This window comes from Paraburkholderia sp. Ac-20340, assembly GCF_017104965.1.
GTDB lineage: Bacteria > Pseudomonadota > Gammaproteobacteria > Burkholderiales > Burkholderiaceae > Paraburkholderia.
Window position 1 is genome coordinate 1 of sequence record NZ_JAAGPR010000019.1, and the last position, 14,616, is coordinate 14,616.

The window sequence follows — 14,616 nt, forward strand, 5'->3', positions numbered from 1 at the left end:
GAAACAACTCCACGCCGATGATAGTGCGGATTGCCCGTGTGAAAGTAGGTAATCGTCAGGCTCCTTATGCAGTACGTCCAGAACCCCGGTCTCTCACAGCGAGAACCGGGGTTCTGGCGTTTACGCGCGTGGAAAAAGCACGCATCTGCGCTCACGATGCATGCTCCCAAAAGTCTGACGGCAAAACCGTAGGCACAATCGCCCACATGCTCACAAATCAGCGAGCAAAAAACCGTCGCGCATCAGACCTGAAGAGCGGGTCGACCGCTCTTCCAGCCACCACTCAATGCCTGCGCCGCACACGCTCCAGCACATGATGCTCGGCGAGCCAGTGATGCATCATCCCTTCGCCGTTGTGCTCTTTCCGATAGGCCCTCGACTCGAAAATCGATAGCCCAAACAGCACGAGCAGCCCAACAGCCAGCCCGATCAGTCCCGCAATAGTTTCCGCATCCATGGCAGCCTCCTTGGGTCGCAGCCATCACTTCATCTTAGGACAGTCAGAGACGGAAAAGCAGGCGGAAAAATAGCGCTGCTGGCAAGCCGCCAGAATCGGCGGACAGACGCTAGACTGTTGCGCGGCAACATTTCTTGAAGGAGTTTGTGCTGATGTCTCGAATGTCTCGAGCCTGGCTGGCCATTGCGATGGCCGCATTGCTTTCTGCGTGCGCCAACGATACGACGAACAAGCATCACGGTCCGCCGCCGCATGATCCGCCCGATTATCATGGCGTGCCGACGGACGATCGTCCGCCCATGATGATGGACGCACCAAAGCCGGCACAGTAACGAGCCGGCAAAAAAACAGGCGCCTCAGGGCGCCTGTTGTGTTTCCCGCGGAGTAATCGTATCGGTGACGCGCCCAAGCAGCGGCATCAGCGTGAATCCGCGTGCCGCCATGAAGATCAGCAGCGCGATCCAGAGACCGTGGTTGCCGAACGGCCCCACGAGTGCCCACGAAGCAGCGAGGAAGATCGCGAGCGACACCACCATCGCCTGCATCAGCTCACGCGTGCGCGTGGCGCCGATAAAGACGCCGTCGAGCAGAAAGCCCCACACGGAAACGAGCGGGGAGAGCGCGGCCCAAGGCAGAAAAGCCAACGCGGCCGCGCGCACGGCGGGTTGATCCGTTAACTTATCGATGATCCACGAACCGGCGCCCCAATAGACCAGCGAAAATCCGAGCGCGCCCAGCACGGACCAGAACAGATTGACCTTCACAGCCTGCCGGAAAGCATCGCGATCGCGCGCGCCGATGGCCGCGCCAACCAGTGCCTCCGCAGCGTGCGCGAACCCGTCGAGACCAAAGGCCATAAAGGTCTGGAAATTGAGCAGCAGGGCATTGGCGGCGAGCACCGCATCGCCTTGCCGGGCCCCGACATGGGCGAACCACGCAAACGAGCCGAGCAGGCACATGGTACGCAGAAAGATGTCCCGGTTGATGACGATGAGACGCCTGAGCGCGGCAGGCTCGAACACCGACGACCAGCCGAGCGGACCAAGCCCGCGCGGCCAGAGACGCCACAACACCACCGCCCCGAACACGAAACCCGCTGCATCGGCAGTGGCGGTCGCAGCGCCGATTCCGGCGATGCCCCAGCCGAAGCCGTAGACAAACGCGAGCACCGCGACCACGTTCACTGCATTGATGAGCACCTGCGAAGCCAGCGCGATGCGCACCCGCTGTGTACCCAGCAGATAACCAAGCACTACGTAATTTGCCAGCGCAAACGGCGCCGAACCGATACGCGCGTGGCAATAGCGCTGCGCGTTGCGCTGCACCTCGTCACTGCCGCCGATCAGTTCGAGCGCATAGCGAATCAGCGGCGTCTGCACGAGCAGAATCAGCGTGCCGATACCGAACGCCAGCAACATCGCGCGCACGATATTCAGACGCAGCGCCGCCCGATCGCCGGCGCCGTGTGCCTGCGCCACGAGCCCGGTCGTGCCCATGCGCAGGAAGCCGAAGCCCCAGAACACGAAACTGAAGAAGAGCCCGCCAAGCGCCACGCCGCCGAGATCCGCGGCGCTGCCCAGATGACCGGCCACCGCCGTATCGACGGCGCCGAGAATCGGCTGCGTGAGATTCGCGAGAACGATCGGGAACGCCAGCATCAGCACACGCCGATGCCAGCCGCCGCGCGTCGGCAGCGCGTGTGGATCGCTCAACTGCGTTCCTGCACGCAGACCCAGGGCGACACCACAACAGCCCAAAGCTCGGGCTTGCGCTCGGCGAAGTCGGCGGCGGTTTCGGCCTGCATGCGCTCGACGTGGCCGGCCGACAGCCATTGGGCGACTTGCGTGCCGTCGTCGCTGGCGATGGCTTCGGCGACGCTCACGAGGTCGAGGTCGCGCGCCACGTGCAATAGCTTGCCCTGGGCGAAGAATCGTTCGAGGTCCTGCCAGTCGATCTTGGCGGTTTCGCCGAGCAGTTTGGCGTAAAGGGAACTGGGAGTTGCGTCGTCGGTAATCATGATGCTGGGCCTGAAGGTGCGGCCGATACTATAAACGATAGGCCGCGTCGGGATGGAGCGCGCGAGTGCGTATCGAGTGCCGACCAAGGACAGGTCGGCCCGCCAGTCGCATCGCCGGGGAATCGAAATACGTTATTGACCACCTCGATTAAAGGCAATTAATCCGACAAATAGCAGCGTAAAGACAACCGCCAAAGCGTCGAATAAATGCTCATCGATTTCGGCAAAACGAGTGTTTCAAAAATCCCACTCGCGCGGATAATTGCGTGGATACGTGCGTTTGCACACCAAATAACGGGGGCCGTGCGAACGCGCAAAACGGCGTATTGCAGCGCGACAGAAAGCGCTCCCATATGCGCTAAAACGCATGATCGCTATCGTCGTGAAGTGCCCGCTGGACAAGCGTTTGCGACGATTTCAACCGATTGCGCAAAGAGCGCTGCAACGCGCATTTTTATGCGCAAATGCGGCGATGTCCGCACGTCAATTCGTCATCGGGAATTGTTACGACACACAAACCGTGCGCCGCGTCACATTTTCCGTTGAATTAAGTGATTGCGCCGGGTTAAGCCGATTGATAGATTGCCATTCGGCGCATGGTAAACCGGTCCTTTGCCGATATGCGCCAAACCCCCGTTAGCCCGGCGCCATGCCGGGCTTTTTTTTGTTTCGGAGATCGAAGCGCATGGACTTGCTGGTCGTCTGTCGCTTCGATGGACATCGATCAGCGCGGCGGCAGGTCGCGCGCCGGGTCGATCGATCGGCCCTGATAACGCAGCTCGAAATGCAGCATGACGCGATCGTTGTCGCTGCTGCCCATCTCGGCGATCTTCTGGCCTTGCGAAACGGCCTGGCCTTCCTTCACGAACAGCGACTGATTGTGCGCATAAGCCGTGAGGTAATCGCCCTCGTGTTTGATGATCAGCAGATTGCCGTAGCCGCGCAGCCCGTTACCCGCATAAACGACCGTGCCCGGCGCCGCCGCGACGATCGGCGTGCCCGCGGTGTTGACGATGTCGATACCCTTCGAGTCGCGACCGTCGAAGCTGCGGATCACCTGACCGGCGCTTGGCCAGACGAGGGAGATCGGCGCGGCGGCCGCCGGCGAAGCACTCGCGGTGGTGTCGGCGGCGCTATCGCGCGGCGCCGATGCCGCAGCGGATGCCGATGAAGACGCGCGCGGCGTCGTGCGTTGCGCACCGGCGCTCGAACCGGCAGGCGGCGAGACGCGCAGCACCTGACCGACTTCGATCGCGTCCGGGTTCGACAGATTGTTCCAGCGCACGATGCTCGACACCGATTGCCGGTTGCTGCGCGCGATCTGGTAGAGCGTGTCGCCGCGTTCGACGCGATAGAAGCCGGGGCCGACCGGCGCCGAGCCGCACGCAGCGAGCAGCGCGACCAGCGCTGCGCATGCGACACGTTTGAATCCTTGTCCAAATTCGAGTTTGAGTCTGGAATTGAGTCCTGTAGCCAACGGTCAACCTCGCTAGACGCTGCCGGCGGCTGGCCCGGCAAGGGGCGCCGCGACGGCAAAACGTCCGATTTTAGCGGGTTTGAGGCCGCGATTGGCTTTCAACCGACGAATCGGTTGATATCCGCTGGCTTTGGCTGACTTCTCGCGGCGATCAGACGCGATGTATCAGCCCAGCGACTCGACGCGCAGTTGCAGCGTGGCCGATTCGCTCGCGCCCGGCGCGAGCCAGCGCAAACCCTGGCCGTTGTGGATCGCATCGGGCAGGCCGAGCCACGGCTCGACGCAATAGAAGTCCGAATCGGCGGCTTCGGTCCAGGTCGTCACGGCAAACCAGGGGAGCGAGTCAGGTCGATCGAGATCGATCGTCACCGCACGCTTGAGACCCGGCGTGACAAGCCGCACGGGCGTCGCGGGCGGCGTGCGTTCGAGCACATGGAAACGGTCGATGATGCCCGCATCGTCGAGACGATAGTGCGTCTCGCCCGCTTCGGGCGCGCTGATGGAACCGTCGGGCAACTGGTGGCGGCGCTGCGCGGGCGGCATCTCGACCGTGCTCTGCGCGCGCTGCGTGTGGGGCAATTCGAAGTAGAAATGATGGCCCGCGTACCAGGGCAGCGGCACATCGCCGGTATTGGTCGCCGTGAGCGTGACGTCGAGCGCGTGATCGCCAGCGAGCCGGTAAAGCGCCTCGAAGCGAAAGGCGTACGGATAACCCGCGCGCGTGGCCGGCGAATCGGCGAGCGTCATGCGCACGCCGTGACCGTCTGCATCGACATCGGCGGAAAAGGGCAGATCGCGCGCGAAACCATGCGTCGGCAGCTCATGTTCGACGCCTTGCGTGTCGCGCCAGCGGCCGATCTGTCCATCGACGAAATGACGCCCGAGAAACGGGAACAGCAGCGGATTGCCGCCGCGCACGCGCGCAGGCTGATCCCAGTTGGCGTTGTCCGGCCAGCGAATCACGGGCTCGCCACCGACCTGCCAGGACAGCAGCCGGCCGCCGGCCCACGGCGCGAAACGCAGCGTCGAAGCGCCGCGGGTGAGTTCGAGGATGTCGTGCGGGGGACGGGATTCCATGTCGAGGCGTCGTGAGAAGGTGGAGGGAGCCGGCGGCGCCGGAGTGCCTGGCGATTGTGCGCTGCTTTCGGATGCGTGAAAACCCTCGTCGGGAAATCGTGGGTGTTGTGTGCGTGAGGGCGCGCCCATAATCCGTGACGACCGTGCGTTTTCGCACATGCCGAAGACGATACGCCGTAGCAATGTGCAATAAGGAAGGAGGGCGCAGGAATGGATCTCGCAATGGCCATGGGTATGGGACTTTTCAGCCTGTTCGTTGGAAGCAGCGCTTACTTCTTCTACAAAATGGCGCGTTAAAAACGCGCGCGAATTACCCCTTCGGCAACACGCAGGTCTTTCGCTTTCGATTGTCTTTCGCCGGCCTTCGCGCCGGTTTCCGCACGAATTCTCACGCATGGGTTTGAGGCCGCCAGAGCGCGGCCATCGGCATTTGCACCCGCCGTTTTCCTACACACGTCTCGCTTATCGCAGCCTTATTTTGTTGCGACGCGGTAACTTTTCCGACAAATGCGGCTGGAAGCTTGGCGCTGCAATTCGGGCCAGGCATAATCGGGGCGCTTTGCCGCGCCGTCCGCGCGATGGTCCGGCGTTCTGTCCAACCCTTCCGAGGATCCCCGCGTGAGTCTCTCGTTTCTGTTGTTTCTGAGCGTGCTGCAAGGCGTCACAGAACTCTTCCCCGTCAGCAGCCTTGGCCATACGTTGCTCGTGCCGGCGCTGTTCGGCATGCACATCGATAAACACGCACCGCAACTGCTGCCGTTCCTCGTCGCGCTGCACCTGGGCACGGCTGTCGCGCTGCTCTGGTATTTCCGCGCACGCTGGGTTGCGCTGATCAGCGGTTTCTTCGCGTCGCTGGGCGGCCGCAAGAACGACGACGGTCACATGATGTGGGCGTTGATCATCGGCACGATCCCGACGGGCATCGTGGGTCTCGTGCTCGAAAAGCGCATCGAAGCGATCTTCCACGACCTGCGCATCGTGGCGGCAGCGCTGATGGTGAACGGCGTGCTGCTGTGGGTCGGCGATCGCCTGCAGCAGGCGCGTGCGCATCGTGCGCCCGAAAAGCTCACGTTCCGCCAGGCGTTTCTGGTCGGCCTCGCGCAGATTGGCGCGCTGATTCCGGGTTTCTCGCGCAGCGGCCTGACGATGATCGCGGGCAATGCCGCCGGTCTCACGACGGAAAAGGCGGCTGAATTCTCGTTCCTGCTGGGTACGCCGATCATTTTTGCTGCGGGCGTGCTCGAACTGCCGAAGCTGTTCCATGCGCGCGATCAACTCACGACGGCGCTCGTCGGCGGTGTGCTGACCGGCATTGCGGCGTGGCTCAGCGTGAAGTTCCTGATGCGCTATTTCGAAGGCCGCGGCCGTCTGGCGTCGTTCGGTCTGTACTGCGTGATCGCAGGCGCGATCTTTCTTGGCTGGTTCGTGATGCATCCGCAACCGGTTTGATCAGGCATCCGTCGCGCAGGGAGAGGGCACGGCGCGTGGTCGATCGCGGTATAATCCACGCCCGTTGTTGTTCGCGAGGCGTTTAATCCGCGCCAGACGCCGCTCAACACGCAGATTTCCCACGCGACAGTAGCTCAGCTGGATAGAGCATCGGCCTTCTAAGCCGAGGGTCGGGGGTTCGAGCCCCTCCTGTCGCGCCAAACGAAAAAGCCCGCATTTTGCGGGCTTTTTGCTATTCGCCGCGCAGCATCGCCGCTGCCTCAAGCGGCCATCCTCATCTGCGCAAGCAACGCATCGCGCAACCTCGCCAGCCTTTCGCGAAACATAAAAGGCTTCTCGATCCCTGCGATCCGCAGCGCCGGTGCGCCTCCACGTCCGATCACCAGCGTGCCGTAATCGAAAATCCCGCCGACCGGACCCTGGCGCACATGCACGCGGCGCACCTCGCCGAGTTCGAACATCACGCGTCGCGGCCTGAAAACGCCAAACGTGGCGATCAGGCGCTTGCGCGTGAGCGCCAGTTGCGTCGTCAGCAACAGCGCAATCGCGAAACCAAACATCAGCAAACCGCCGCCGAACAGCAGCAGCGCCGAAAAGACCGCATCGCCGAGCGACCCCACCAGCACGCCCCAAACCATCAGCACGATGCCGAGCACGAGCCACGGGCTCATCGCCCACATGCTCAAGTGCCCCTCATAAACGACCCGCTCGCCGGGCGGCAATGTCGATTCCACGCGCCTCATATTTGATCTCCATCAAAACATGCCTAAGCAACTAAATTCAGGTTAGGCGATGGCGAAGATCAATGGCTGTGGTCAAAAGTCGCGTTCGAAGCGTGCTTCAAAAGGGCGCAAACGAGCGGAGGAACAGCAAAAAAACGGGCAGCCCGAAAGCTGCCCGCGAAAAAAGCTGGACGTACCCTGATGTCCAGCCGTCGATGGTCGTATTGGCTTAGAGCTTCAGGTCCAGCGAGTTGGTCAGGTCGCCCATCGCCTGGCCGCCGTTGCTCTTGAGTGCGGTGTCGCGCGCGGTCAGACCCGGCAGCGTCGGCAGGGAGAAGCGGCGCGTGATCAGGCGCAGGATCGAGGTCGTGTCGTACTGCGTGTGATCGACGAAACCCTTCTTCGCATACGGCGAGATGACGAGTGCCGGAATACGCGAGCCCGGGCCCCAGCGGTCGCCCTTCGGCGGCGCGACGTGATCCCAGAAGCCGCCGTTCTCGTCGTACGTCACGACGATCACCATGTCCTTCCACTGCGGGCTCTTCTGCAGATGCGAGATGACATCGGCGATATGCTGGTCGCCGCTTGCCACGTCCGTGTAGCCTGCGTGTTCGTTCAGGTTGCCCTGCGGCTTGTAGAACGACACGGCCGGCAGCGTGCCCGCGTCGATCGCCTTGATGAACTCGCTGCCGTCCATGCCGCCGTCCAGCAGGTGAGTGGTACGCGCGGTCGTGCCCGGTGCGTAATTCACGAAGTAGTTGAACGGCTGGTGGTGCGGCTGGAAGTTCGGCGCCGTCATGTTCGCGCCGTAGATCACGTTGCTCGTGCTGTTCTGCACGGCGCTCACGGCTGCGCCCCATGCGCCGCCGTACCACGCCCACGACACGCCCGCGGTCGAGAGCAGATCGCCGATGTTCTGCGCCGTTTGCGGCGGCAGCGTCGAGGCGTTGTTCGGATCGGCCAGATTGGCGTCGCCGCCCGACGCGGCGGAGTTGCCGCTCGGCTGATACGGCGGCTGCATCGTGTTGACTGCGTAGAAGTCGGGCGTGAGGTTGCCGGACTTCACGAATTTCGGCACGCCGGTCAGCGCCGATGCCGGCGAGTTCGAGGCGAGCGTGAGCGAGACGCCGTCGGCGTCGACCGTCGAGATGGTCGGCTTGGCGGTGACCGTGTCGGCGTTCGCGTAGTACGGCGTGCACGCGCAGATCAGCCATTGGTGATTCAGGAACGAGCCGCCGAATGCGCCCATGAAGAAGTTATCGGCGAGCGTGTATTGCTGGGCGATCTTCCACAGCGGCAGTTTTTCGGCGCTGGTCGTGTAGTGGCCCATCACGAGGCCGCCCGAATCGCCCCACGCGGCGAACATGTCGTTCTTGCCGCCGTGGATCTGCATCTGGTTCTCGTAGAAGCGGTGATACAGGTCGCGCGTCGTCGTCGACAGCGGGACGTTGTAGCCATTCGGATCGTCGATGGCGAACGGCGCGTTGGCCATGTTTTCGGTCATCGCGGCCGTAATGGCGGGCGTGATGCCGGTTTGCGTGAGACCGTTCCAGACCGTCGGCAGCGTGGCGAGCACGGTGCCGTCGCGGTCGAGCTGCTGGGCGCTCGCCGTCGTTACGTTCTGCAGACCATTGGCGTTCGGGAAGCTGCCGTAGAGATTGTCGAAGCTGCGGTTCTCTGCATAGATCACGACGATATTCTTCACCGACGCAAGGCCGGGCTTGACGTCGTTGCCGCCGCAGGCCGCGACGGCGAGCGCCGCTGCCGCCGCTGCGATCGGCGTCGCATAGAACCATTTTTTGTTGATCATTTTTTCTCTCTCGCGTTGGGGTCCCCTTGGGCCGACGCGGGAGGGGCGCCTGCCATTGGGCGAGGCGAAGTGTCTCAACGCAATTTGACAGCCATATGTAAATAATTACATTTAGCTTTTCTATTCCCTGTGATTGCATGACGTTCGTATTACGTTGCGTCATCTGAACGTCACATCGTTGACATACGCTTTCGCGACTTCGATGCGTGATGAGACGCATCGGCAATCGCGGCGAAAGGGCGCTGTGCAGCGCGCGCCGCCATGTTCCGGGGATCAGTTCATGTTGCGTAGATTGGCGCGTCGTTCGACGCGAATGGGGACTCCCGCGCGTTCGGCGCGGCTGATGCTGGCGGCCGCGATGTGCGCGGCACTCGCGGCATGCGACGGCGGCACCACGCAGCCGGATAGCGCCGATAGTCGCAACGCAGCCGGCGCGAGCGCGCACGACGCCAACGCAACTTCAAACAGCGACGGCGCCAGGCTGATGAAGATCTCGACGAATGCCGCCGCGGCGACGCACGGCCAGTCGCGCGCCGAGGTCTACGCGCAGGTGCGCCGCATGACGGCGCTCGGCAAGCAGATGTTCTTCGATCCGTCGCTGTCGGGCTCGGGCAAGATGTCGTGCGCGACCTGCCATAGCCCCGACCGCGCGTTCACGCCCACCAATGCGCTCGACGTGCAGATCGGCGGCGCCGATATGCATCGCCCCGGCATGCGCGCGGTGCCGACGCTCAAGTATCTGCAGGCGGTGCCGGCGTTCGCCGAGCACTATCACGACTCCGACGACGAAGGCGACGAAAGCGTCGATGCCGGCCCGACCGGCGGCCTCACGTGGGACGGCCGCGTCGATCACGGTGCGGATCAGGCGCGCATCCCGCTGCTTTCGTCGTTCGAGATGGCGAGCACGCCGCGCAAGGTCACCGACGCCGTGCGCGCAGCGCCGTACGCCAACGCGTTTCGCGAGGCCTTCGGCGAGCACATCTTCGACGACGAGGACGCCACCTTCAAGGCCGTGCTGAAGTCGCTCGAAACCTTCGAGCAGGCGCCGGACGTGTTCTATCCGTATTCGAGCAAGTACGACGCGTACCTCGCGGGCAAGGCCACGCTCACGTCCGCCGAACTGCGCGGGCTGCAACTCTTCAACGACGAGACGAAGGGCAATTGCGCGAGTTGCCATATCAGCCAGCGCGCGAAAGACGGTTCGCCGCCGCAGTTCAGCGATTTCGGTTTGATCGCCGTGGGCGTGCCGCGCAATCGCGCGCTTGCCGTGAATCACGATCCGCGCTTTTTCGATCTGGGCGCGTGCGGTCCCGAGCGCACGGATCTCGGTCATCGCGATGAATTTTGCGGCCTGTTCCGCACGCCGACGCTGCGCAATATCGCGCTGAAGAAAACGTTCTTTCACAACGGCATTTATCACTCGCTGGAAGACGTGATGCGTTTTTATTCGCGTCGCGATACGAACCCGGAAGAGTTCTATCCGGTGGTGAAGGGCAAGGTGAACAAGTTCGACGATCTGCCGCGCCAGTACTGGACCAATCTCAATACCGACGCGCCGTTCGATCGCAAGCGCGGCGATGCGCCGGTTTATACCGATGCGGAAATCAAGGATGTGATTGCGTTTCTGGGCACGCTCACCGATGGCTGGCAACCGGCGGCGCATTGAAGCGTAGTGGAGCGATTGAGGCGCTTGAAGCGTGAGATCTCGCGCTTCAATTGCCCGCGATCAGAAGACAGGTGGCGGTCAGGATCACGAAGGAAATCAGCAGGCACAGCGCACCGCCGCGCATCACGGTTTCGGGCCAGCGCGGCGCGTTATCGAAACGGATCGCGAAGGCTTCGCTAGCGTGATCCGTTTGCGGCGTGTGCGTATGGTGGGCGATCAGCGCCATCAGACCGATGCAGAGCAGGGCCAGCAAGACCGCGAATACCTGAAGTGCGATGGCGTAACTCATGACAGATAAGTCCTACGAGCGATTAAGCGGATGACAGTGAAAGATTAGGGTTTCGCTGTCGGGCGCTCCATCGGACCAATCCTAAAATGCCGCGGGCAGGCCAGGAGTGCGTGGCGCCGCGCCGCACAGATGGCCAAGGCAGAAATAGGGCGCGTGCTATTCTTTTTCAGATAGTTGGACGAGATAGCAGACCGTTGCCCTACAAGGAGAATGTTCGATGTCGAAATTGCCCCGTGTTCTGTCCGGCCTTGCCGCCGCGTGCCTGCTCGCGATCGGATCGAGCGCCCACGCCGCCAATCTGGGCTTTCTCAACGACACGCCGGCCGCGTGGATGAAGCAGGCCGACTACAACTCGCTCGCGCAAGCCGTGCGCGAAGCGGTCGCCACGAAGCAGGACGGCGAGACGGTCAACTGGAACAACGACGGACTGCGCAGCGGCGTGAAGATCGATGCCGTCATCACGGTCGTCAAGACCGAAAAGGATGGCGACAAGACCTGCCGCGATTCGGATGTGACCGTCAACGCCAAAGGCCAGTCGATGAGGCTGCGTCCGCAGTTCTGCCGCGTCGGCGAGGGCGCCTGGGTCTATCAGAAGAAGCATTGAGGAGCGCGGTGAACGGCAAGATTGTTTCCTGCGGCATCGTGCTGCTCGATGAGCATGGCCGCGTGCTGCTCGCCCATGCGACCGGCACCGGCCATTGGGATATTCCGAAGGGACATGGCGAGCCCGACGAGACCGCGGCGCAAAGCGCATTGCGCGAGATGGTCGAGGAAACCGGCATCGCCATCGATGCGGCGCGCCTCGTCGATCTCGGCCGCTTCGCGTATCGGCGCGACAAGGATCTGCATCTGTTTGCCGCGCGGGCGCTGGCAAGCGAACTCGATCTGTCGCGCTGCGTGTGCGTGTCGATGTTTGCGCGCCGCCACGACGGCGTGATGATTCCCGAGATGGACGCGTGGCGCTGGACCGCGCCCGCCGATGTCGATCAATACGCGAGCCGCAGTCTCGCGCGTCTGTTCCACACGACGCTTTCGCTGGCGGCGCTGCACGAGCGCATCTAGCGGCGCAATGAAAAAAGCCCTGCAAATGCAGGGCTTTTTGACTTTCGGTGACGCGGGTGAGGGCGGATTTGGCGCTTACTTGCCCCAGCTGTCACGCAGACCGACGATGCGGTTGAACACCGGCGCGCCCGGCTTCGAGTCGTAGCGGTCGGCAACGAAGTAGCCGTGACGCTCGAACTGATAGCGGTCTTCCGGCGCTGCGTTTTTCGCGGCCGGTTCGACGTACGCCTGGACGATGCGCTTCGAATCCGGGTTCAGCGCTTCGAGGAAGTCGCGGCCGCCTGCGTCCGGCTGCTCTTCGCGGAACAGACGGTCGTAGAGACGCACTTCGGCCGGCACGGCGTTGTCCGCGCTGATGAACTGGATCGTGCCCTTGACCTTGTAGTTGCTCGAGCCTTCGGTGCCCGATTTGCTGTCCGGGAAGTAGTTGCAGTGCACGGCGACGATATTGCCGTCGGCGTCTTTTTCCGCGCCCGTGCATTCGACGACGAAGCCGTACTTCAGGCGCACCTTGTTGCCCGGGAACAGACGGAAATAGCCCTTGGGCGGCGTTTCCTGGAAGTCTTCGCGCTCGATCCACAGTTCACGCGAGAACGTGAATTCGCGGTTGCCGCGCTCCGGGTGATGCGGATGCACCGGCGCGCTGCACAGCTCGGACTGGCCTTCAGGATAGTTGTCGACGATCAGCTTGAGCGGATCGAGCACGGCGGTCGCACGCGGCGCCTTGTCGTCCAGATCGTCGCGCAGCGCGCCTTCGAACACGCTCATGTCGATCCACGAATCGACCTTGGTCACGCCGATACGCTCGCAGAACAGCTTGATCGCATCGGGCGTAAAGCCGCGACGACGCACGCCGACGATGGTCGGCATACGCGGATCGTCCCAGCCGTCCACGTGCTTTTCGGTCACGAGCTGCAGCAGCTTGCGCTTGCTGGTGATCGCATACGTGAGGTTCAGGCGCGAAAACTCGATCTGTTGCGGCAGCGGACGTGCGAACACGCCGGCGTCGGCCAGTTCGTTGAGCACCCAGTCGTACAGCGGACGGTGATCTTCGAACTCCAGCGTGCACAGCGAATGCGTGATGCCTTCCAGCGCGTCCGAAATGCAGTGCGTGTAGTCGTACATCGGGTACACGCACCACTTGTCGCCGGTGCGATAGTGGTGAGCGAAGCGGATGCGGTAGATGACCGGGTCGCGCAGATTGAAGTTCGGCGCCGCCATGTCGATCTTCGCGCGCAGCACGTGCGCGCCTTCCGCGAACTCGCCGGCCTTCATGCGGCGGAACAGGTCGAGGTTTTCATCGACGGAGCGATCGCGGAACGGCGAATTCTTGCCCGCTTCCGTGGCCGAGCCGCGGTTCGCGCGCATCTCTTCCGGCGACTGGCTGTCCACGTATGCACGGCCGCGCTGGATCAGCAGTTCGGCGAATTCGTAGAGCTTGTCGTAGTAGTCGCTCGCGAAGAAGAGGTATTCCTTCTCTTCTTTCTTCCACTCGAAGCCGAGCCAGCTGACCGCGTCGATGATCGAGTTGACGTATTCGACGCTTTCCTTTTCCGGATTCGTGTCGTCGAAGCGCAGATGGCAAACGCCGTCGTAGCGCTGTGCGACGCCGAAGTTCACGCAGATGCTCTTCGCGTGGCCGATGTGCAGATAGCCGTTCGGCTCCGGCGGGAAGCGCGTTTCCACGCGCTGAGCCCACTTGCCCGAGCGATTGTCGTCGTCGATGATGTTGCGGATGAAATTGGATGCCGCAGGCGCGTCCGTGCGGTCGGCGTCTTTACGTTCGGTATTCATGCGAAAAGGGAAGTCGTTCGAGGGCGCGGTGCAAGTGGCCAGCCTGTCGGCGGGCGAATGTTCATGGACACTCGACCCTGCCGAAGCCGCACCGGGCGCCGGTGGTGCCTTCCATTCTACCTGACGCGACCTTTCCCGCCAGTCCTGGCGCCGGGGTGTCGCATCGGGCTCACTTTGGCGGAGAACAAATGTCGATCAACGAGCCGCGCGTGCTGGTCCTGCCGGGCTATATGAACTCCGGGCCGGGGCACTGGCAAACGCGCTGGGAGGCCGGGCACACGGGCTTCGAGCGGGTGTCGATGCCCGACTGGATGCGGCCGGATTGCGATGCCTGGTGCGCGACGCTGGAGGCGGCGCTGGTGGCGGATCAGGTGGCGGCGACGGGCGGCGAGCGCAGCGTCCTGCTGGCGGCGCACAGCCTCGGCTGCCTGACGGTGGCGCACTGGGCCGCGCGCCACGCCAGCGCGGCGACGCGCGCGAAAGTGGCCGGCGCGCTGCTGGTGGCGTTGCCGGACCCGCATGGCCCCGCCTTCCCGCGCGACGCCAAAGGGTTCGATCCGGTGCCGATGGCGGCGCTGCCGTTCGCAAGCGTCGTCGTCGCCAGCAGCGACGATCCCTATGGCGGCGTGGCCTTCGCGCAGCGCTGCGCGCAGGCGTGGGGCAGCCGCTGGATGGAGATTGGCGCGCGCGGACACATCAACGCGGAAAGCGGCCTGGCCGACTGGCCACAGGGTTTCGACTGGCTGATGTCGATGAAAGCGGGCGCGGCCGCCTGAATTACGTCACTGAATTACGT

At 63.1% G+C, this 14,616-nt stretch carries 15 protein-coding genes and 1 tRNA gene; 7 read left to right on the plus strand and 9 right to left on the minus strand.

Annotation, left to right across the window (positions count from 1 at the left end):
* Nucleotides 1-283: 283 nt before the first annotated feature.
* Entirely contained in the window at nucleotides 284-457 is a 174-nt protein-coding gene (locus G3N59_RS22125; protein ID WP_205984766.1) for a hypothetical protein, read from the minus strand.
* 152 nt (nucleotides 458-609) lie between these two features.
* On the opposite strand from G3N59_RS22125, the gene G3N59_RS22130 reads away from it, so the two are divergent.
* A complete protein-coding gene (locus tag G3N59_RS22130) occupies nucleotides 610-789 on the plus strand; it encodes a hypothetical protein (protein WP_205985057.1) in 180 nt (59 codons plus the stop codon).
* Between the two features lie 24 nt (nucleotides 790-813).
* Here the strand turns inward: G3N59_RS22130 and G3N59_RS22135 are convergent, their stop codons facing one another.
* The 4 genes from G3N59_RS22135 to G3N59_RS22150 form a co-directional block, all read right to left on the minus strand.
* Nucleotides 814-2,169: an MATE family efflux transporter gene (locus G3N59_RS22135; RefSeq protein ID WP_205985058.1), complete on the minus strand. Its 1,356-nt coding sequence runs from the start codon at nucleotides 2,167-2,169 to the stop codon at nucleotides 814-816.
* On the minus strand, nucleotides 2,166-2,474 hold the full coding sequence (locus G3N59_RS22140) for a DUF2288 domain-containing protein (protein WP_205984767.1): 309 nt from the start codon (nucleotides 2,472-2,474) through the stop codon (nucleotides 2,166-2,168). Before G3N59_RS22140 ends, G3N59_RS22135 begins: the two co-directional genes overlap by 4 nt.
* A gap of 724 nt (nucleotides 2,475-3,198) precedes the next feature.
* Nucleotides 3,199-3,951, minus strand: coding sequence for a peptidoglycan DD-metalloendopeptidase family protein (locus tag G3N59_RS22145; RefSeq protein WP_205984768.1), 753 nt, complete (start codon nucleotides 3,949-3,951; stop codon nucleotides 3,199-3,201).
* Between the two features lie 165 nt (nucleotides 3,952-4,116).
* A complete protein-coding gene (locus G3N59_RS22150) occupies nucleotides 4,117-5,028 on the minus strand; it encodes an aldose epimerase (protein WP_205984769.1) in 912 nt (303 codons plus the stop codon).
* Between the two features lie 618 nt (nucleotides 5,029-5,646).
* On the opposite strand from G3N59_RS22150, the gene G3N59_RS22155 reads away from it, so the two are divergent.
* Both G3N59_RS22155 and G3N59_RS22160 read left to right on the plus strand, forming a co-directional pair.
* Nucleotides 5,647-6,477 (plus strand): undecaprenyl-diphosphate phosphatase, encoded by an 831-nt coding sequence (locus tag G3N59_RS22155; protein ID WP_205984770.1) that lies wholly within the window; start codon nucleotides 5,647-5,649, stop codon nucleotides 6,475-6,477.
* 123 nt (nucleotides 6,478-6,600) lie between these two features.
* Nucleotides 6,601-6,677: transfer RNA gene (locus G3N59_RS22160), tRNA-Arg, on the plus strand.
* Nucleotides 6,678-6,737: 60 nt separating this feature from the next.
* Here the strand turns inward: G3N59_RS22160 and G3N59_RS22165 are convergent.
* Complete coding sequence (locus G3N59_RS22165) at nucleotides 6,738-7,220, minus strand: PH domain-containing protein (RefSeq protein WP_205984771.1); 483 nt, start codon at nucleotides 7,218-7,220, stop codon at nucleotides 6,738-6,740.
* A gap of 208 nt (nucleotides 7,221-7,428) precedes the next feature.
* Complete coding sequence (locus tag G3N59_RS22170; RefSeq protein ID WP_205984772.1) at nucleotides 7,429-9,009, minus strand: acid phosphatase; 1,581 nt, start codon at nucleotides 9,007-9,009, stop codon at nucleotides 7,429-7,431.
* 343 nt (nucleotides 9,010-9,352) lie between these two features.
* Here G3N59_RS22170 and G3N59_RS22175 point away from each other — a divergent pair, with 343 nt between their 5' ends.
* Nucleotides 9,353-10,675 carry a cytochrome c peroxidase gene (locus G3N59_RS22175; RefSeq protein ID WP_205985032.1) on the plus strand — a complete coding sequence of 441 codons (1,323 nt, stop codon included), beginning with the start codon at nucleotides 9,353-9,355 and terminating at the stop codon, nucleotides 10,673-10,675.
* Between the two features lie 46 nt (nucleotides 10,676-10,721).
* Here G3N59_RS22175 and G3N59_RS22180 read toward each other — a convergent pair whose 3' ends face one another.
* Nucleotides 10,722-10,964, minus strand: coding sequence for a hypothetical protein (locus tag G3N59_RS22180; protein ID WP_205984773.1), 243 nt, complete (start codon nucleotides 10,962-10,964; stop codon nucleotides 10,722-10,724).
* A 217-nt stretch (nucleotides 10,965-11,181) separates the two neighbouring features.
* On the opposite strand from G3N59_RS22180, the gene G3N59_RS22185 reads away from it, so the two are divergent.
* Entirely contained in the window at nucleotides 11,182-11,568 is a 387-nt protein-coding gene (locus tag G3N59_RS22185; protein ID WP_205984774.1) for a hypothetical protein, read from the plus strand.
* An 8-nt stretch (nucleotides 11,569-11,576) separates the two neighbouring features.
* Nucleotides 11,577-12,026: an NUDIX hydrolase gene (locus G3N59_RS22190; RefSeq protein WP_205984775.1), complete on the plus strand. Its 450-nt coding sequence runs from the start codon at nucleotides 11,577-11,579 to the stop codon at nucleotides 12,024-12,026.
* Between the two features lie 75 nt (nucleotides 12,027-12,101).
* Here G3N59_RS22190 and G3N59_RS22195 read toward each other — a convergent pair whose 3' ends face one another.
* Nucleotides 12,102-13,820 (minus strand): glutamine--tRNA ligase/YqeY domain fusion protein, encoded by a 1,719-nt coding sequence (locus tag G3N59_RS22195; protein WP_205984776.1) that lies wholly within the window; start codon nucleotides 13,818-13,820, stop codon nucleotides 12,102-12,104.
* Between the two features lie 188 nt (nucleotides 13,821-14,008).
* Here G3N59_RS22195 and G3N59_RS22200 point away from each other — a divergent pair, with 188 nt between their 5' ends.
* The gene (locus G3N59_RS22200) at nucleotides 14,009-14,596 is read left to right on the plus strand and encodes an alpha/beta hydrolase (protein ID WP_205984777.1); all 588 of its coding nucleotides are present in this window, start codon (nucleotides 14,009-14,011) and stop codon (nucleotides 14,594-14,596) included.
* The last annotated feature ends 20 nt before the right edge of the window (nucleotides 14,597-14,616 follow it).

What these genes read in the sequence shown, in the direction of transcription:
- G3N59_RS22165 (WP_205984771.1), bottom strand. Translation starts at nt 7,220, where the DNA reads ATGAGGCGCGTGGAATCGACATTGCCGCCCGGCGAGCGGGTCGTTTAT.
- G3N59_RS22175 (WP_205985032.1), top strand. Translation starts at nt 9,353, where the DNA reads ATGCTGGCGGCCGCGATGTGCGCGGCACTCGCGGCATGCGACGGCGGC.
- G3N59_RS22180 (WP_205984773.1), bottom strand. Translation starts at nt 10,964, where the DNA reads ATGAGTTACGCCATCGCACTTCAGGTATTCGCGGTCTTGCTGGCCCTG.
- G3N59_RS22195 (WP_205984776.1), bottom strand. Translation starts at nt 13,820, where the DNA reads ATGAATACCGAACGTAAAGACGCCGACCGCACGGACGCGCCTGCGGCA.
- G3N59_RS22125 (WP_205984766.1), bottom strand. Translation starts at nt 457, where the DNA reads ATGGATGCGGAAACTATTGCGGGACTGATCGGGCTGGCTGTTGGGCTG.
- G3N59_RS22185 (WP_205984774.1), top strand. Translation starts at nt 11,182, where the DNA reads ATGTCGAAATTGCCCCGTGTTCTGTCCGGCCTTGCCGCCGCGTGCCTG.
- G3N59_RS22200 (WP_205984777.1), top strand. Translation starts at nt 14,009, where the DNA reads ATGTCGATCAACGAGCCGCGCGTGCTGGTCCTGCCGGGCTATATGAAC.
- G3N59_RS22150 (WP_205984769.1), bottom strand. Translation starts at nt 5,028, where the DNA reads ATGGAATCCCGTCCCCCGCACGACATCCTCGAACTCACCCGCGGCGCT.
- G3N59_RS22170 (WP_205984772.1), bottom strand. Translation starts at nt 9,009, where the DNA reads ATGATCAACAAAAAATGGTTCTATGCGACGCCGATCGCAGCGGCGGCA.
- G3N59_RS22130 (WP_205985057.1), top strand. Translation starts at nt 610, where the DNA reads ATGTCTCGAATGTCTCGAGCCTGGCTGGCCATTGCGATGGCCGCATTG.
- G3N59_RS22140 (WP_205984767.1), bottom strand. Translation starts at nt 2,474, where the DNA reads ATGATTACCGACGACGCAACTCCCAGTTCCCTTTACGCCAAACTGCTC.